This window comes from Candidatus Beckwithbacteria bacterium, assembly GCA_026397255.1.
In the GTDB taxonomy this organism is placed as follows: domain Bacteria; phylum Patescibacteriota; class Microgenomatia; order UBA1400; family CG1-02-47-37; genus JAPLVF01.
Genome location: JAPLVF010000007.1, coordinates 61,296 through 77,735, shown reverse-complemented (window position 1 = coordinate 77,735; position 16,440 = coordinate 61,296). Strand labels below are relative to the sequence as shown.

16 protein-coding genes, 7 tRNA genes and 1 pseudogene are annotated in these 16,440 nt (G+C 41.4%); 13 read left to right on the top strand and 11 right to left on the bottom strand.

What is annotated here, in order from left to right; genetic code table 11:
- The 3 genes from NTZ93_01550 to NTZ93_01540 form a co-directional block, all read right to left on the bottom strand.
- On the bottom strand, positions 1 to 227 hold a 227-nt coding region (locus NTZ93_01550; protein ID MCX6816532.1), incomplete at its 3' end, for a hypothetical protein.
- A gap of 44 nt (positions 228 to 271) precedes the next feature.
- Positions 272 to 342, bottom strand: a tRNA-Gln gene (locus tag NTZ93_01545).
- A gap of 16 nt (positions 343 to 358) precedes the next feature.
- The gene (locus NTZ93_01540; GenBank protein ID MCX6816531.1) at positions 359 to 1,558 is read right to left on the bottom strand and encodes a pyridoxal phosphate-dependent aminotransferase; all 1,200 of its coding nucleotides are present in this window, start codon (positions 1,556 to 1,558) and stop codon (positions 359 to 361) included.
- Positions 1,559 to 1,596: 38 nt separating this feature from the next.
- Here NTZ93_01540 and NTZ93_01535 point away from each other — a divergent pair.
- A pseudogene (locus tag NTZ93_01535) lies at positions 1,597 to 3,329 on the top strand (transketolase family protein).
- On the opposite strand, the gene NTZ93_01530 reads toward NTZ93_01535, so the two are convergent.
- Positions 3,310 to 4,545, bottom strand: coding sequence for a glycosyltransferase family 39 protein (locus tag NTZ93_01530; GenBank protein MCX6816530.1), 1,236 nt, complete (start codon positions 4,543 to 4,545; stop codon positions 3,310 to 3,312). The pseudogene NTZ93_01535 and the gene NTZ93_01530 overlap by 20 nt on opposite strands.
- Before the next feature lie 22 nt (positions 4,546 to 4,567).
- On the opposite strand from NTZ93_01530, the gene NTZ93_01525 reads away from it, so the two are divergent.
- Positions 4,568 to 5,701 (top strand): hypothetical protein, encoded by a 1,134-nt coding sequence (locus NTZ93_01525; GenBank protein MCX6816529.1) that lies wholly within the window; start codon positions 4,568 to 4,570, stop codon positions 5,699 to 5,701.
- A 62-nt stretch (positions 5,702 to 5,763) separates the two neighbouring features.
- Here NTZ93_01525 and NTZ93_01520 read toward each other — a convergent pair.
- The 5 genes from NTZ93_01520 to NTZ93_01500 all read right to left on the bottom strand — a co-directional run bounded on the left by NTZ93_01520 (position 5,764) and on the right by NTZ93_01500 (position 6,933).
- Positions 5,764 to 5,836, bottom strand: a tRNA-Gly gene (locus NTZ93_01520).
- Positions 5,827 to 6,108, bottom strand: a complete 282-nt coding sequence (locus tag NTZ93_01515; GenBank protein ID MCX6816528.1) for a GIY-YIG nuclease family protein — start codon at positions 6,106 to 6,108, stop codon at positions 5,827 to 5,829. Before NTZ93_01515 ends, NTZ93_01520 begins: the two co-directional genes overlap by 10 nt.
- A 52-nt stretch (positions 6,109 to 6,160) precedes the next feature.
- Positions 6,161 to 6,233, bottom strand: a tRNA-Phe gene (locus NTZ93_01510).
- A 1-nt stretch (position 6,234) separates the two neighbouring features.
- Entirely contained in the window at positions 6,235 to 6,807 is a 573-nt protein-coding gene (locus tag NTZ93_01505) for a hypothetical protein (protein MCX6816527.1), read from the bottom strand.
- A 53-nt stretch (positions 6,808 to 6,860) separates the two neighbouring features.
- Positions 6,861 to 6,933, bottom strand: a tRNA-Val gene (locus NTZ93_01500).
- Between the two features lie 76 nt (positions 6,934 to 7,009).
- Here NTZ93_01500 and NTZ93_01495 point away from each other — a divergent pair.
- The gene (locus NTZ93_01495; protein ID MCX6816526.1) at positions 7,010 to 8,461 is read left to right on the top strand and encodes a hypothetical protein; all 1,452 of its coding nucleotides are present in this window, start codon (positions 7,010 to 7,012) and stop codon (positions 8,459 to 8,461) included.
- Here the strand turns inward: NTZ93_01495 and NTZ93_01490 are convergent.
- Positions 8,443 to 8,524, bottom strand: a tRNA-Leu gene (locus tag NTZ93_01490). The genes NTZ93_01495 and NTZ93_01490 overlap by 19 nt on opposite strands.
- Positions 8,525 to 8,564: 40 nt before the next feature.
- On the opposite strand from NTZ93_01490, the gene NTZ93_01485 reads away from it, so the two are divergent.
- Both NTZ93_01485 and NTZ93_01480 read left to right on the top strand, forming a co-directional pair.
- Positions 8,565 to 9,107, top strand: a complete 543-nt coding sequence (locus NTZ93_01485; protein ID MCX6816525.1) for a hypothetical protein — start codon at positions 8,565 to 8,567, stop codon at positions 9,105 to 9,107.
- Positions 9,094 to 9,825, top strand: coding sequence for an ABC transporter ATP-binding protein (locus NTZ93_01480; protein MCX6816524.1), 732 nt, complete (start codon positions 9,094 to 9,096; stop codon positions 9,823 to 9,825). The genes NTZ93_01485 and NTZ93_01480 overlap by 14 nt, the downstream gene beginning before the upstream one ends.
- Positions 9,826 to 10,339: 514 nt before the next feature.
- Here the strand turns inward: NTZ93_01480 and NTZ93_01475 are convergent.
- Positions 10,340 to 10,421: transfer RNA gene (locus NTZ93_01475), tRNA-Leu, on the bottom strand.
- 44 nt (positions 10,422 to 10,465) lie between these two features.
- Here NTZ93_01475 and NTZ93_01470 point away from each other — a divergent pair.
- The 8 genes from NTZ93_01470 to NTZ93_01435 all read left to right on the top strand — a co-directional run bounded on the left by NTZ93_01470 (position 10,466) and on the right by NTZ93_01435 (position 16,432).
- On the top strand, positions 10,466 to 11,068 hold the full coding sequence (locus tag NTZ93_01470) for a hypothetical protein (GenBank protein ID MCX6816523.1): 603 nt from the start codon (positions 10,466 to 10,468) through the stop codon (positions 11,066 to 11,068).
- A gap of 78 nt (positions 11,069 to 11,146) precedes the next feature.
- Positions 11,147 to 12,232 carry a MurT ligase domain-containing protein gene (locus tag NTZ93_01465; protein MCX6816522.1) on the top strand — a complete coding sequence of 362 codons (1,086 nt, stop codon included), beginning with the start codon at positions 11,147 to 11,149 and terminating at the stop codon, positions 12,230 to 12,232.
- A 3-nt stretch (positions 12,233 to 12,235) separates the two neighbouring features.
- Positions 12,236 to 12,997 carry a glutamine amidotransferase gene (locus NTZ93_01460; GenBank protein MCX6816521.1) on the top strand — a complete coding sequence of 254 codons (762 nt, stop codon included), beginning with the start codon at positions 12,236 to 12,238 and terminating at the stop codon, positions 12,995 to 12,997.
- Between the two features lie 73 nt (positions 12,998 to 13,070).
- Positions 13,071 to 13,322: a GIY-YIG nuclease family protein gene (locus NTZ93_01455; GenBank protein MCX6816520.1), complete on the top strand. Its 252-nt coding sequence runs from the start codon at positions 13,071 to 13,073 to the stop codon at positions 13,320 to 13,322.
- A gap of 12 nt (positions 13,323 to 13,334) precedes the next feature.
- Positions 13,335 to 13,416: transfer RNA gene (locus NTZ93_01450), tRNA-Leu, on the top strand.
- A 75-nt stretch (positions 13,417 to 13,491) separates the two neighbouring features.
- Positions 13,492 to 14,535 (top strand): efflux RND transporter periplasmic adaptor subunit, encoded by a 1,044-nt coding sequence (locus tag NTZ93_01445; GenBank protein ID MCX6816519.1) that lies wholly within the window; start codon positions 13,492 to 13,494, stop codon positions 14,533 to 14,535.
- A 2-nt stretch (positions 14,536 to 14,537) separates the two neighbouring features.
- Entirely contained in the window at positions 14,538 to 15,224 is a 687-nt protein-coding gene (locus NTZ93_01440) for an ABC transporter ATP-binding protein (GenBank protein MCX6816518.1), read from the top strand.
- Positions 15,221 to 16,432 (top strand): ABC transporter permease, encoded by a 1,212-nt coding sequence (locus NTZ93_01435; protein ID MCX6816517.1) that lies wholly within the window; start codon positions 15,221 to 15,223, stop codon positions 16,430 to 16,432. The genes NTZ93_01440 and NTZ93_01435 overlap by 4 nt, the downstream gene beginning before the upstream one ends.
- The last annotated feature ends 8 nt before the right edge of the window (positions 16,433 to 16,440 follow it).

Sequence of the window (16,440 nt, the reverse complement as noted above, 5' to 3'; positions counted from 1 at the left end):
ATTAAAGCAATAATAAAAAAAATAATATTGGCAAACGGATGATGTTTTTTACCGAACCAGAGGAAAAAGACAAACACGATATAGATAATGATCGTCGGTGTTAAAAAATTGGTTAAGAGATATGGAATAATGGACAAAACCAGTAGAACCGCAAAAAGTCGATTAAACGCAATTTCCAATGAGGTCAGGGAAAGTTGATTTTTGTTTGTATTTATACTTATATCCATATTTTTATAATATCAAATTTTAGGTGTATTAAGTTTTTAACATGTTGCCGGGCCAAGATTCGAACTTGGAAAAAAGGCTTCAAAGGCCTCTGTGATGCCATTTCACCACCCGGCAGTAGGGGATTTAACCTCTATTTTACCACAGACTTATACGCCTTTAATGCCAGCCCAATCAGCTCCACCGCCCGTTTAATATCCGTTCTGTTTAAGACATAAGCAATCCTCACCTGATTTTTACCCTGTCCCGGTGTCACGTAAAAATCTGCCGCCGGAGCTAACATCACCGTTTCCTGCTTATCTGCAAATTTCTCCAATAAAAATTTGCAGAAATCCTCGGAATCGACCACCGGCAATTCCGCTATCAAATAGAAAGCTCCGTCTGGCCGGGAGCATTTCACTCCGGGAATTTTGGCTAATTCCTGCATCAGCGTATCCCGTCGCAGCTGATATTCCTGTCTAACTTTTTCAAAATAACTTGAGGGAACCTGATCAAGAAATGACGCCGCATATTGCTCAATCGTGGCCGAGGCTAATCTCGCCTGGGCAATTTTATTGGCCATCTCGATTATCGACCGGTTTTTACTGACCAGCATTCCTAAGCGGGCACCGCACAGCGAATAGCGCTTAGACAAACTGTCTGCCAAAACTACTAATTGTTCCGCTTTTTTAAATGATAAAAGTGAAACGGTTTTTACCGCTCCATAAATAAACTCCCGGTAGGTTTCGTCAGTAATAATAAACAGGTCTTTTTTTAAACAAAAATTCACAGTCTCCTCCAACATCTTCGGCGGATAAACCGCACCGGTCGGATTAGAGGGATTAGTAATAATTATTGCTTTAGTTTTCTCATTAACCTGATCCAATAAAGTTTTTGCCTCTGTCAGTTGAAAATTATCTTCCAACCTAGTCAAAACCGGCCTTAATTTCACTCCGCCTAACTCCGCAAAAGTCAAATAATTGGTATAAGTCGGCTCAAAGCACAAACACTCATCCCCGGAATCAAATAAAATAAAAAATAACCACTGCAACGCCTCACTGCCGCCGCTGGTGACGACTAAATCCTCATCTTTAATCTCCAGCCCTAATTTTTGGTAATATTTGACTAAACTCAGCTTTAACGCCTCACTGCCGTCAGATTTTTCATAGGCCACGGTTTTTTGGTTAAATTCCTTAACTTTTTGTAAGAAAATTTCCGGCGACTCAATATCCGGTTGGCCGATATTCAGGTGAAATACTTTCACCCCTCTTTTTTTTGCCGCCACGGCATAAGGGGTCAATTTACGGATGGGGGAGAAGAATAACTGTTTGTTTTTAGCGGAAATTTCCGGCATATTCCTTTTTTATATTATTTAATGATATCATAAGTTTTATGGAGCTCGAAGCCATCGCCAAGCTTGTCCGTTATTACATTCTTACTTGTACTACCACTGCCGGTTCCGGCCACCCCACTTCCTCCCTGTCCGCCACTGATTTAATGGTTGGATTGCTCTTTAATCAGTTTCGTTTAAACCATGACCGCTTGATTTTTTCCAAAGGCCACGCCGCCCCGCTTTTATATTCTCTCTACACTGCTGCCGGCTTACTCCCTGTCAAGCAGCTTTTGACTTTAAGAAAGTTTAAAAGCCCTATCGAAGGCCACCCCCGGCCTAATTTTCCTTATGCCGAAGTCGCCAGCGGCTCGCTGGGTCAAGGCCTCTCCGTTGGTTTAGGTATGGCCTTAAACGCCAAGTATTTAGACAAAAGCGATTACTTAACCTATGTCTTGTTGGGTGACTCGGAAATGGCCGAAGGCAGTGTTTGGGAAACCATCCAACTGGCCAGTCATTACCGCCTGGACAACTTAATCGGCATGATTGATGTCAACCGTTTAGGCCAATCTAACCCCACCATGCTGCAATGGGATACTCAAGCCTATGCCGCCAGATTAAAGTCTTTCGGTTGGCAAACTCAGGTAGTTGACGGCCATAATTTTACTCAAATTAAAACCGCTTTTGCTTTAGCCGGAAAAACTGCCAATAAACCCTTAATGATTATTGCCAAAACTATCAAAGGCAAAGGGATCAGCTTCCTGGAAGACAAACCCGGTTGGCACGGCAAGGCCTTAAATCAGGAACAATTTGAGCAGGCTATTAAAGAATTAGGCCCAATTAATTTAAAACTAAAATGCACTATCAAAAAAACGAACTAGTTCCTACCAGACTGGCTTACGGTCAGGCTTTGGCCGAAATCGGTCAAGATAAACGAATAGTGGTACTGGACGCCGAAACCGAAAATTCCACCCACAGCGACCTTTTCCAAAAAGTCTATCCTGAACGGTTCTTTGAAATGTATATTGCCGAGCAGAACATGGTTGGAGCCGCCTTAGGTTTAAGTAAATGTGGCAAAATTCCTTTTATTTCCAGCTTCTCCGCTTTTCTCACCCGTGCCTTTGATCAATTCCGCATGGCTGGTTATTCCGAACCAAACCTAAAAATCTGCGGCTCACATTGCGGTGTCTCTATCGGTGAAGACGGTCCCTCCCAAATGGGCCTGGAAGATTTAGCCATGTTTAAAACCATTCACGCCAGTACTGTTCTTTATCCTTCCGATGCCGTCAGTACTAATAAATTAGTTAAGCTCATGGCTAAACATCAAGGCCTGGATTATATCCGCACCACCCGGCCGCCGACTCCGGTAATTTATGAGAACACGGAAAATTTTACTATTGGGGGCAGTAAAACCGTTCTCTCCAGTCCAAAGGATCGCTTAACCGTGGTTAGCGCCGGCATTACTTTGCACGAATCCCTTAAGGCTGCTGCTGCTTTAAAAAAACAGGGGATTAATATCCGGGTCATCGACGCTTACTCAGTTAAACCAATTGACGCTAAAACCATCAAACAAGCTGCTAAAGCCACTCATAATTTAGTTTTGACCGTTGAAGATCATTGGCCGGAAGGTGGCCTGGGCGACTCGGTTCTAAACGTCTTAGCCGACCAAAAAGTTAGCGTCCATAAATTAGCCGTTAATCAGATTGCCGGATCTGGCAAAGCTGACGAGTTAATGAATTTTGAAAAAATCTCCGCTCAGGCAATCATTCAAACCGTCAAATCCCTGCTTCACTAAAACTTCCGTCCGTTCTTATCACCCACGCCGGTTGATTAACCGGAATTTCTTTGGTAAATACCACCTCTTTATAAAATGGACTGCCTAAATAATAGGGGAGTTCGTTTTTATTTTTTTCATAGTGTACCCAAACCGGAATCTCTTTATTAATCTTTTGGCTGTAATACTTTACTTCCAAAAAATTTAATTCCGAGTCAGCAATAATCACTTCTCCCGGTTTAATTTTCGTCATCACTTGGGCGACCGCTTCTCTGATTCTGGGCTTAGTTTCCTTGTTAAGTAACTGCCACACACCCCATCCATTAATTATTAAATAGGCTACAACCAATAAACCCGCCCACAATTTTTTCCGCTGATTCAGCCCTTCACTAATCCAGATAATCAGCATCGGAATCCCAGCAATTAAATAGCGCTCGTTATAAATCGGCGTCACCAATTTAGAAAACAAGGCTGCCATTAACATTGGCCCCAGCCATAACCAAAATATCAAAGAAGTTTTTTTATTTAACTGGCCTGCCAAAGCCACTACCAGTAAAATTATGGCCAACTGACAAGCTAAGTCTAAAATTTTTATCTGGCCGTAACCTAAGAAAAATATCTGCAAACTGACCGTCAAAAACAACCACCCCATTGGCTGAATCCAGGTTTCATTCACCACTCTTTTGAACTGCATCCAGAAAATCGGCAGCCACACCAACCAAGCCATTAGGGAAATAGCCAAAACTTTAATCGGTTTTTTCCGATAAAACCAATACAAACCCCAGCTGGCAAGAAAAAATAGACCGTAATTATGCGTCAAAACCATCAACCCCAGCATTATTCCGGTCAAGATTGATCGTTTTTTTAAATCCAGCCAGACCGCCAGAGCTAAACACAATACCAATAAAGCATAGGGCCGGGCCTCAAAAGCATAACCAACTAAAAACGGGTTTAATAATACTGCTATCGCTCCTAAAAATCCGACAATTTTATTCTTCGTTAACTCTTTCAAAATCAAACCAACTACCATCACTGTCAGCAAATGGAAAATTAACGATAAGCTCCGCGTTACCGCTTCTCCCTCTCCGAAAACCTTAATCCAACCATGCAGAATTAGGTAGTAGAGCGGGGGACTGGAATCCCATTTGATCAAATGAAACAATTCTTTTAAACTTTCCCCTGCCTGCATCACCGTAAACGCCTCATCCCGCCAGTAGCTTTGAGTTAATATCATCATGGTTTATTATAAACTAAAACCTATGTCCCGACTTTTCTGGCTGCTGTTTGTTTTCGCTTCAGTTATTTTTTTGGCTCATTATTATATTGTCGGTAATGCTGTCTGGGGAGACGGCCGTTATTACTATGTCTACACCCGCTCCGCTATCATTGATCACGACCTGGACTTTAGCAACGAAAGTCAAACTCACCCCTTCTTTTTTGAATCAAACCAAACTTCTGCCGGCAAACTTTTTAATAAATACACTATCGGCGCCCCCCTGCTCTGGACTCCTTGGTTCTTACTCGCACATTTCCTCAATCCTGCCCCTAATCCGGATGGTTACCAGCATCTTTACCGAATCTTGGTTGGATTAGGTTGTGTTTTTTATGCTCAGCTTGGTCTGTACTTAAGTTACCTGACCGTCGCTAAAATCACTTCCCCAAAAAAAGCTTTAATCAGCTGGCTGAGCTTATTTTTAGCTACCAATATTTTCTTTTATAGCGCCGTTGATCCGATCAACTCTCACTCCGCCGGTATTTTTATTTCCTCATTGATCTTTTATTTATGGTTTCGCTGGAAACATTCTCTCAATCAGTCTTCAGTCATTATTTTGGGTTTATTAACCGGCTTGCTGGCTATGATCCGTCTTCAGGATATTATCTTTTGTCTGCCGCTGCTGATTTATCTTTATAACCAATCCCGCTTCTCTCACATTTTTACCTATCTATTAGGCATAATTATTGGCTTTTCTCCTCAATTAATAGTTTGGCAGCTTCTTTTAGGCAAGATTGCCAATCCTTATAGTCTGAATCAGGAAACCTTTTATTGGTTAAGGCCGCAAATTTTATCCGTCTTAATCAGTAACAACAACGGTTTATTTTATTACTCACCTTTATTTATTCTGGCAGTCATTGGTTTATTAAAAAAATTTAAACAATCTGTCTGGGCTAAAGTCGGCCTCACTCTGTTTATTTTACAAACCTACATTATTAGTTCCTGGCATGGCTGGTGGGGTGGAGCTAGTTTTGGAGCCAGAATGTTTTTAAGCTTAACCCCATATTTTATGCTCGGTCTTGCCTGGTTTTTATCAAAAAATATTAAAATTTATCGGTTTATATTCCTCTTCACAGTCTTAAACTTCTCCCAAATTCTTTATCTTCTGTTAACAAATTAGAGCGGGAAACGGGACTCGAACCCGCGACCTTCTCGTTGAAGGTCAATCCCTACCTCAAGTTGAGCGGCGGACGGGATTCGAACCCGCGACCTCCTACTTGGCAAGCAGGCGTTCTACCAACTGAACTACCACCGCTTCACTGCGTTCAGCGCAAGCGCACTTCTGTATTTTACCAAATTTTCTTTCTTTTTTCTAGTCCAACTTTTAATCTCTGCCTCTCGCTTTAAAGCTTTAATTCTGGAGTTGAAAATTTCTTTATAAACCAACTGGACCGGTCGTTTACCTCTGATTGATTTCGCCCCTCTCTTTCCAAGATTATGTTCCCAAATTCTTTTTTCAATATTAGCGGTACTGCCTGTATAAAACGATCCATCCCTGCATTGCACAATGTAAACAAAATACTTCATTTAGTGTGGCTCCACTGAGTGTAACGAAGTGCTCGCACCGAGCTACGCGAGGTGGCAGGGATAGGAATTGAACCTATATCTGACGTTTTTCAGACGCCCGCCGTCACCAAGTTGGCTACCCTGCCATTAAACATTATGTCGATAGTGTTTAATGTTCTTTGGTCTTATTATACTAAAAAAAATTTTAATTTCCTGTTGTCTTCCTAATTCGATATTTCTGTTCCCTCGTTTAAACGGATTAAATTTAAGTAGTTTTAACATTTTGTAAATATCTTTTAACAAAAGGGTATTTTTATTGGTGTAATTTACTACTCTGTATTTTCCTCCGGTTAAATAACAACAACCATCAGTATCAAATAATCCTCTAAGACAGGAAGTAATGTATTTTTCCCTGGTAAATATCCATAACGGAACTCTGGGTTTATTTATTATTTTATCTCCAACCGGCAAGCTTAAAAGCTTATCTAAATTTTTAAGGGAAATTTCCAGATACAAAACTCCCTCTGAAGGTCTTTTATAGCAATAAGATTTTTTCCCAAAAACCTTTTCAATAATTTTTTTTATTTCTTTAGCATATTGAATTTCTTTTAAATTACAGTAAATTCTTAAATATTGACACTTCGGATAATTCCCTAAATTACCGTCACCCAGGATCATTCCGATTAACTCAGCTAAATCCGAATTTTGTTTCAATTTCATTTTGTGCCTGCAACCGAGCGAAACAGAGTGCCCCGCACTGAGCGAAAGCGAGGTGACCGCTGCAGGGCTCGAACCTGCGACATTTGCGATGTAAACGCAACGCTCTGCCAACTGAGCTAAGCGGTCATCATTTTACTATATTTTATCATGATTAACACTATTGACATTCGCCAAAATAATAATAATCTATAATCACCACTAAATGAAACAAAAAAAATCAAAAACCGAAGACGCGGATCCATTATCGCAACCTCCAGCGTCAGGGAAAAACAACAACCTCTCTTTGTATGTTTACAACATGCCCGAAGACGAATGGTTGTTTATTGACTCGGTCGCTCACCGCCCCAAGCGGACTGAATTAATTACCGATTGTGAAGACGTCGCTGATTGTTATTTCTTAGGCAGCGGCAAAGAATCTGACTTAATTTATGTCTCTCCCAAACCGATTTCTCCCGCTTTTCAGGAATACGCTCAAAAATTAATGGGCTATAAAAACACCGAAGTGATTGTGCCTCAGACTAAAACCCATCTTATTTGTGACGATTTGTTACAGGATACCGTCGCTTTCGAAAAAATTCTGAACCGGGCCAAAAATTATCAGCACGTTATCCTGACCAGTTATGCCGCCTCGCCCCAGATGTATTCCCTGAAGGCCATGCTGCAAAAATCCGGCATAAATGTGATCACTCCGGAGTTGCCCGACCCGGCTAATGCCTGGACCGTCAACTTTTTTGGCAGTAAATCCGGCATCCGCCAACTAGCCCAGCAAAGTGTCGCTAAAGAACCGGACTTTATTATGCCTGAAGGTCTCATCTGCTTTGGAAAATATGACGCTGCCAAAATTGCCGCCGACCGGTATATCCGGGAAAAAGGCGTAGTTATTAAAACCAATAAAGGCAGCGGCGGCAGTGGTGTTCTGATTTTTAGGGAAGGGGATTTACCTTTTGATTATTCCGAGTGCGAACGGGCCATTATTACTAAAATGAACTCGGATAATTATTGGGATTATTTTCCGATTGTTGTCGAAGATTTAATCAGCGCTAACTTAAATTCCGCCGGAATTTTCCCCAACGTTGAATTTAAAATCCACCGCAACGGCCGGATTGAATTTCTCTACTACTGCGAAACTAAAGTCACCCCCAAAGGCGTCTATTACGGCTTGGATATCGGCGACAACGTTTTAAATGACCGTCTGACCGCCAGGATTATTGATACCGGCTATTACATTGCCGAAAAATACTCAGCCGCCGGCTACCGCGGCCACTTCGATGTCGACATGATGGTCGCCCGCAACGGCCAGGTTTACGTTAACGAATCTAATACGAGAAACACCGGCGGAACGGATATCTACCGGATTGTCCGGAAATTACTGGGCAAGGATTTTGCTGATTCCGTTCATGTTCTCACCCGCGGCAAATCCAATCTTCCCAAAAATATCCAACTGACCTTCCCCCAAATTCTCAAAAAATGTGCCCACTTGCTTTATAATCACAAAAAACACGAAGGGCTCATTATCAACTCAGAAAACAGTTTAACTGAAGGAAAAATTGTTTACACCACTATTGCTAAGCTTAAATCCAAGGCCATAAAATACGAAGCTGATCTCCTTAAAATCCTTGAGGATCTTCCTCTAAGTGCCGGGAACAGGATTTGAACCTGCAAGCCTTGCGGCACATGTACCTCATACATGCGTGTCTACCAGTTTCACCATCCCGGCTTAGCTTGTATATTTTATCAGAAAACATTAAACTTTGGCTATGAAATTAACCTCCCGGCAAATTGCCCTTGGCGGCGCTTTAGCCGCCTTTTCTAGTGCCGTTCAATTAGTCCATATTGGCTATCAATCACCCCAGTGGGGGATGTGGTTAGATCTAGTTGCCGTTTCCTGGATTGCCGCTTTTTTCCTTTTCGGCACGAAAATTTCTTTAATTGTTTCTCTCTTGGGGACCATCGTTATTACTTTTTTTTCTCCGGACACCTGGTTAGGGGCTTCCATGAAATTTACAGCCACCTTACCTCTCATCTTTACTCTATCTCTTCACTCAAAAACTAATTACTCCACCCTTAAAAAATTAATTCTTCCGGTTATTCTTGCCTTGATCATCCGCAGTTTATTAGTTGTCCCCCTTAATTACTATTACGCTTTACCTATTTGGACCGGGATGACTCCGGCTACAGCTATCAAGGTTATTCCGTGGTATGTTATTGCCGCTTTTAATTCTGTTCAACTATTGATCGATGTTAGTTTTGCCTGGATTTTAGTCTATCGTTTCCGCTTGAACCGCTATGCCCGGAATTAAACTGCAATCAGTTTCTTTCCGTTATCAGCAAACCCCGGTTTTGCAAAATCTCTCTTTTGAAATTAAAGCTGGCACATTTTTAGGTATCACCGGCACTAACGGCTCTGGTAAAAGCACCCTACTTTATCTGCTTAACGGCTTGATTCCCCATGAAATTCCCGGCCGCCTCAGTGGAAAAATTTTTGTTGACGGAATTTCCACCCGTCAAAAACCGGTCAGTTTTTTTGCTAAAACTGTCGGTTTGGTCTTTCAAAATCCTGATTTTTCCTTATTTAATTTAACCGTCAAAGAAGAACTGGAATTTGGTCTTAAAAACTTAAAAATTAAAGATTCTTCAGGCCGAATCAAACAAGCTTTAAATCAAGTCGGCATGTTTAATTATTTAAACCGCGATCCCCAAACCTTGTCTTTTGGCCAAAAGCAAAAAATTTGCCTGGCCAGTGTCTTGACTTTAAACACCGACTATATTGTCCTGGATGAACCCACCGCCATGCTGGACTACCGTAGCTCGGTCGAGCTTTATGAAATTTTGAGCAAACTTAATCAAAGCGGCAAAACCATCATTGTCGTCGAACACGACACGGATTTTCTATTAAAATACAGCCAGCAAGTTTTAATCCTTGATGCCGGAAAAATTAAAGCATTCGGCCCAACAAAACCAATTTTCTCTCAAACCGCTCTGCTCAAAAACTCAGGCGTAAAAATACCCCGTTTATGAAATTGATTGTCTTGCTAGTTTTTACTTTTGTCGTAATTTTTCTTAAAAATATTTACTTATTAGCCGCTTTTTTACTACTGCTATTAATTCTCATTTTTTTTAATTCCCGTCGTCAAGAGCTTTTAACCCGGCTTAAACCCCTGCTTTTTATCAGTGGTCTGATTATTTTGTTCCAGTTACACCATCTGCCTCAGGCAATTTTAGCCGCTTTGAGGATCACCACTCTAAGCCTGTTGGTTTTTTACTACACTACCACGACTTCCCTTAGCCGAATTATTGCTAGTTTTTCTTTCCTACCCCAAACCTGGCAGTTAATGTTGACGATTACCTTAAGCCTGATTCCGGTAATTTTCAGCGAAGCCAAGCAAATCAGTCTGATTCAAAAAACTCGGGGATATAAGAGTAAAAATCCTTTCCCTGTCATTATTCCCTTATTGCACCGCACTCTCGCCCGCGCCGAACAAATCGCCCTGGTTATTGCCACTCGTGGGTTTGCACTGAGGTATTTCCGAAGTGCCGACGGTGGGACTCGAACCCACATGCCTTGCGGCACACGCCCCTGAAGCGTGCGTGTCTGCCAATTTCACCACATCGGCCACTTGTCAGCCTTTGGCTGAGAGCTTGATTTATAGTTTAACATATGGGAAAGTTAAATTGCATGAAAAAAACACTTGCCATTATTTCGTGGCTTATTTTTACTGGCTCCACTTTATTACTAACGCTGGCCTTTTACTTTAACTTAAACCAGGTATCCAAACCCATTCAACGACCCAGAATTACCTATTCTACCTCTGAATCCATTGTTTCTAAACCTGTTTTACCGGAAGTCTTGGGGGCTTTTACTTTCTCCGTTAAAACCGACGATGCCATACCGGAAATTATTAAAAATTACCTTAAAAAATATGATTCACCCCTGCTGCCTGAAGCCGACTATTTAATCGCCACGGCCGAAAAATATAATTTAGACTCGCGGCTTTTATTGGCCATTGCTCAACAGGAATCTAATTTATGCAAAAAAATTCCCGATGATTCCCATAACTGTTGGGGTTGGGGAATTCATTCCCAGGGCACTCTAAAGTTTTCGTCTTATCAGGAAGCGATTGAAGTGGTCGCTAAAGGCCTATCACAGAATTATATACGTAAAGGTTTAATCACTCCGGAGGAAATTATGTCAATTTATACTCCTTTATCTGAGGGTTCCTGGGCTAAAGGCGTTCAGCAATTTCTGGATGAAATGGAATAAAATCAAAAAAAATCCATCAGTCTGCCCGGTGAGGCTAAACCGACGGATCTGTGTTTATACTACCATATGACTTATAATATGTCAACAAGCATTATTATAGGAAAAATAATTAATAAGTTTTGTCGGGTTTTCTCTTTAGGCGGCACCGCCCTCCCCGGATTAGTTATCTTAAAAATTAATTCTGATTTTATTAACCAGTTAGTTAAAACCAACCAACTTAAATCAATAATTATCACCGGCACCAACGGTAAAACCACCACTTGTCGCCTAATCGGGGAAATCTTCAAGACTCATCGAATAAATTTTATTCACAATCGCAGTGGTTCTAATTTAATGCGGGGAATTGCTTCCTCTTTAATTAATCAAAGTGATGTTTTCGGCCATTTAAAAGAAAAATTCGCCATCTGGGAAATTGACGAAGCCGCCGTTAAAGAAGCCGTTAAACAATTAAAACCGGAAATCATTCTTTTTAATAACCTGTCCCGTGACCAACTAGATCGTTATGGCGAAGTTGATTCAATCTTAAAACTCTGGCAAGAATCACTGCAATTACTGCCTAAAACTTCCCAAGTTTTGATCAATCAGGCTGATGCCCGTTTAAAAACATTAAGTTTCCCCAGAATCGTTTACTTTGGCCAACCACTCTCTCCCGGCCAATACCATCAATATAACCTCGAGGCGGCTAAAACCGTTGCCAATGTTCTTCGCTTAGATCCTCAACTGACCACTCAAGGTCTGACCCGCTTTCGTCCGGCTTTCGGTCGGGGAGAAGAATTAGTTTTGAATGATAAACCGATTAAAATTTTTCTGGTGAAAAACCCCGCCGGATTTAACGCTATTTGGCAAATGCTTCAAGATCAAAATCAGTTAAACAAACGGCTGTTGATTATCTTAAATGATTTAATTGCCGACGGAACCGACGTTTCCTGGATTTGGGATATCGACTTTAATTATTTAAACTCCAGAAAAACTCCCATTACTGTTTCCGGCACCCGGGCTTTGGACATGGCTTTAAGGCTAAAATACGCCGGGCTTAACCCCCACTTAATCCAACTAGAACCAAATATTAAAAAAGCTCTCAGTTATTCGCCGGACTATATTTTACCCACCTATACCGCCATGCTGAAACTGCGTCAAATTATCTTTAAACAAAAATTCGATTAATTTATGAAAATTACCATTGCTCATCTTTATCCGAAAGATTTGAATATTTACGGCGACCGGGGTAATATTTTTAGCTTAGTTTACCGCTTAAAACAGCGGGGAATCAAAGTCTTTATTAAATCCATTGGCCTAAACGATCCTTTACCTCAGGGGGGCTTTGATCTGTTATTCGGCGGCGGCGGCCAAGACCAGCAACAACAATTAATTGCTTCAGATTTATTTAAACGCCGCGTTGTTTTATTAAAAGCGGCTCAAGCCGGCATTCCTATGCTTACTATTTGTGGCACTTATCAACTTTTCGGTAATTATTTCCAACCGTCCAGCGGCCCCAAAATTAAAGGCATCGGTATTTTTAATGCCTATACCGTTGCTTCTAAACAACGCAAAATCGGCAATATTATTATTAAAGCTAACCCTGCTGTCCTTCACCCTACTCCCTATCTTGTCGGCTTTGAAAATCACTCCGGCAATACTTTTTTAGCCGCCGCTACTCAACCCTTAGGTAAGGTGATTCTCGGTTTTGGCAATAATGGCCAGGACAAAACCGAAGGCGCTGTTATTCACAATGTTTTCGGCTGTTATCTCCATGGTTCGCTTTTACCTAAAAATCCGCATTTTTGCGATTATTTAATTAAATTAGCTCTTGAAAAAAAATACGGGCCAATTAAACTTGAACCTCTAGATGATCAGTTAGAATGGCAAGCTCATGCCGCCGCCCTTAAACGCGCTAGGAAATTAGCTCGCCCTCTGTTAAAATATCTATAAGCCAGGGTGGTGCCACAAACTACGTAGAGTTTGTGGTCCTGCACCCAACGCGGTGCGGGAAAATCGGAATATTATGCACTACACTTATGTTTTAAAATCTCCTGAAAATAAACTTTACATCGGCCGCTCTTCAAATTTAAAACAAAGACTAAAACAACATTTCAATAAAAAAGTTAAATCGACTAAATGGTGGAAGCAAATTAAGTTAATCTTTTATGAAGCTTTTTTGGCTAAATCTGACAGTATTCGAAGAGAAAAATACTTCAAAACATCCAAAGGAAAATCATCCTTGAGACAAATTATTAGAAAATCTCTGATACAATAGAGTTTACTCCCAGCCAGGGTGGTGAAATCGGTAGACACGCACGCTTTAGGAGCGTGTGCCGCAAGGCTTGGAGGTTCGAGTCCTCTCCCTGGCACTTCAGCCCGTAAAACGGGCTTCAGTGTAAACACATTTGTAATTAATAAACCCCATAGTATATAATATCAACTCTATGATTATTTTAACGTGGCTAAAACAGCATCGGTGGCAGACCGGATTGATAATCATTGTTCTGTTCGGCAGCGGCTGGTTAAGTTATCAGAAATTTTGGCCGAAAGCCCCAGAAACGCTTTACGATTTAGTTCCGGCCGCTTTTCAGGATATCCGCCAAACCGTTACCGCTTCCGGTAAAGTCAAGTCCGCTACCGAAGTTAACCTACAATTCCAAACTGCCGGCCAGCTCGCTTGGGTCGGAGTTAAAGAAGGGGATTATGTCAACAAATGGCAGGCTTTAGCCAGTCTGGACCAAAAACAATTAAAAAAGACTTTACAAAAGTACTTGCTGGATTTTTCCAAAGAACGCAACGACTTTGATGAAGCCCTTAAAGTTACCTACCGAGATACAGCCCTAACCGACACTATCAGCCGAATTTTACAAAAAAACCAATATGACCTGGATAAAGCAGTTTTAGATGTTGAACTACAGGATATTACCTTAAAATATGCCACCTTAATTACTCCAATCAGCGGCATTGTCACTCATATTGATACCCCGGTTTCCGGCGTTAACATTATCCCTGCCGCCGCTGTTTTTACTGTCGCCGATCCGCAAAATCTGGTTTTTGAAGCCCAAATCGATGAAATGGATATTAGTCTGGTTAAAGTCCAGCAAGCGGCGGAAATTACTCTTGATGCCTACCCGGATAAACCAATCCCGGTAACCGTTGATTCCATCGACTTTAACAGCCAAGCTGATTCTTCCGGCAGCACGGTCTTTATCGCTAAGTTTAAACTCGTCAACTCGATTGACCAATCTTTGCTTCTTGGCATGAATGGGGAAGTGAGTATCTTAGTTAATGCCAAAAATAATGTCTTAAGCGTTCCCACGGCTGCGATTAATGAAACCAACGGTCAAACTCAAGTCCAGATCGTCGTTAATCATCGACTCAAGTCTCTAACCGTCATCACTGGCACCAGCAACGGCGATCTGACTGAAATTACTAGCGGTTTAAACCCGGAACAAATCGTGGTTATTGGCAAAAAACTTAAAAAATAAGCATGGCTCCCATAATTGAACTGAAAAACGTTTGCAAAACCTACTACTTAGGCACTGAAGCCGTTAACGCCGTCAGTCACATTAATTTAAAAATTAAAGCTAAAGAATACCTCAGTATCCGGGGTTCGTCCGGCAGCGGCAAATCCACTTTAATGTATTTAATCGGTCTTTTAGAAACTCCCAGTTCCGGCCAAATTATCTTAAACAACCAAGATATTAGTCATCTTTCCGATAACGCCCTTTCCCATCTGAGAAATGCCACGATCGGTTTTGTCTTTCAACAATTTAATTTAATCAATAAACTGACGGTTTTAGAAAACGTGCTTCTGCCCGCTAAATTCTATAAGGGAAAACTTAATTTTAATCCGCTGAACCGGGCATTAACCCTCTTAAAAAAGTTCGGTATTCTTCACCGTCGGGATTTTTTTCCTAATAAAATTTCCGGCGGCCAGCAGCAGCGGGTGGCCATCGCCCGGGCGGTCATGATGAATCCAAAAATTATTTTGGCTGATGAACCCACCGGCAACCTGGATACTAAAACCGGCAACGAAATCATCAAACTCATCGAAAACCTAAACCAGGAATTTAACACCACTGTTATCATGGTCACCCATGAACCAGACATTGCCCAAAGGGCTAAAAAAAGAGTTTATATTCGCGATGGAACTATCGTCAAAAAATATCTATGACCGACTTAAACCTAATCCCTTTATTTAAAGATGCTCTGGCCGATTTCCAACGGAATAAAGTCCGGACTTTATTAACTTCCCTTGGTATCATGATCGGAGTTTTATCCGTCGTGCTTTTGATTGCCTTGGGCTTAGGCTTAAAAAATTACATCCAGCAACAATTTGAAAGGCTCGGATCCAATCTGATTATTATTTTCCCCGGCAACGTGTTTAATTCTGACGCCGGTGCCGGCGGTAATTTTGGTTCCGGTTTTGCCGGCGGCGCTAATTTTGACGAAAAAGACTATCTTAATCTCGTCAAAAACAGCCAAGCCGACTATGTTGTCCCCGTGTACTTTAAAAGCTCTACCGTCGAGGCTAACGCTATCAAACGCTTGGGTTACGTTCAAGGAACTACTGAATCCATGTTTACTTTAATGAATATCAAGCCTGTCAGCGGTCGGATACTCACCAAAAAAGATGATCAAAGCCGGGCGAAAATCGCCGTTCTTGGCTTTACTTTAGCTCAGCAACTTTTTGTCGACCCCAACAAAGCAGTCGGTAAAACCGTTAAAGTAAATAGCCTTCGCTTTACGGTTGTGGGCGTGGCTGAAAAAAAAGGCGATCGGGAAATGGATAGTAGTGTGATTATGCCGTACCGGACTACTTTTGCCGGCTTAAACCCTAATAAAACTTTCTTTACTATTTATTTGGGCGTTAATGACAAAACCAAAATTGAGTTGGTCAAAGCTAAAGCTAAAACAGTTTTATTAAAACGTTATAAAGCTGATGATTTTTCCGTCACCGAACAGACGGAAATCTTATCCACGGTTAATCAAATTTTTACTATTATCAATAGTGTCTTAATTGCCATTGCTTCTATTTCTCTCTTAGTCGGCGGCATTGGCATTATGAATATCATGTTTGCTACGGTCACGGAACGGACGAAAGAAATCGGTATCCGCCGAGGCTTAGGCGCCACTAAAAAAGACATTCTGGTTCAGTTTTTATCTGAATCAGTTATTCTCTCTGCTTTCGGTGGCATCATCGGCTTAATTCTTGCCGCTCTGATTGTTCTGATGGTCCGCACTGCTTTTCCTGCCAGCATCAACTTGATTTCCGTTCTTCTCGCTTTCTTTGTTTCCTCCGCCATCGGTATTACTTTTGGCGTCTTTCCCGCCCGTCGGGCCGCCAACTTAACCCCTCTGGAAGCCATTAGATATGAATGATATAATCC

Bases quoted from the DNA above. Each gene is read 5' to 3' on its own strand.
- NTZ93_01530 (MCX6816530.1), bottom strand. From the start codon at position 4,545: ATGATGATATTAACTCAAAGCTACTGGCGGGATGAGGCGTTTACGGTG.
- NTZ93_01465 (MCX6816522.1), top strand. From the start codon at position 11,147: ATGTCAACAAGCATTATTATAGGAAAAATAATTAATAAGTTTTGTCGG.
- NTZ93_01540 (MCX6816531.1), bottom strand. From the start codon at position 1,558: ATGCCGGAAATTTCCGCTAAAAACAAACAGTTATTCTTCTCCCCCATC.
- NTZ93_01455 (MCX6816520.1), top strand. From the start codon at position 13,071: ATGCACTACACTTATGTTTTAAAATCTCCTGAAAATAAACTTTACATC.
- NTZ93_01485 (MCX6816525.1), top strand. From the start codon at position 8,565: ATGAAATTAACCTCCCGGCAAATTGCCCTTGGCGGCGCTTTAGCCGCC.
- NTZ93_01460 (MCX6816521.1), top strand. From the start codon at position 12,236: ATGAAAATTACCATTGCTCATCTTTATCCGAAAGATTTGAATATTTAC.
- NTZ93_01525 (MCX6816529.1), top strand. From the start codon at position 4,568: ATGTCCCGACTTTTCTGGCTGCTGTTTGTTTTCGCTTCAGTTATTTTT.
- NTZ93_01435 (MCX6816517.1), top strand. From the start codon at position 15,221: ATGACCGACTTAAACCTAATCCCTTTATTTAAAGATGCTCTGGCCGAT.
- NTZ93_01480 (MCX6816524.1), top strand. From the start codon at position 9,094: ATGCCCGGAATTAAACTGCAATCAGTTTCTTTCCGTTATCAGCAAACC.
- NTZ93_01445 (MCX6816519.1), top strand. From the start codon at position 13,492: ATGATTATTTTAACGTGGCTAAAACAGCATCGGTGGCAGACCGGATTG.
- NTZ93_01495 (MCX6816526.1), top strand. From the start codon at position 7,010: ATGAAACAAAAAAAATCAAAAACCGAAGACGCGGATCCATTATCGCAA.
- NTZ93_01470 (MCX6816523.1), top strand. From the start codon at position 10,466: ATGGGAAAGTTAAATTGCATGAAAAAAACACTTGCCATTATTTCGTGG.
- NTZ93_01515 (MCX6816528.1), bottom strand. From the start codon at position 6,108: ATGAAGTATTTTGTTTACATTGTGCAATGCAGGGATGGATCGTTTTAT.
- NTZ93_01440 (MCX6816518.1), top strand. From the start codon at position 14,538: ATGGCTCCCATAATTGAACTGAAAAACGTTTGCAAAACCTACTACTTA.
- NTZ93_01505 (MCX6816527.1), bottom strand. From the start codon at position 6,807: ATGAAATTGAAACAAAATTCGGATTTAGCTGAGTTAATCGGAATGATC.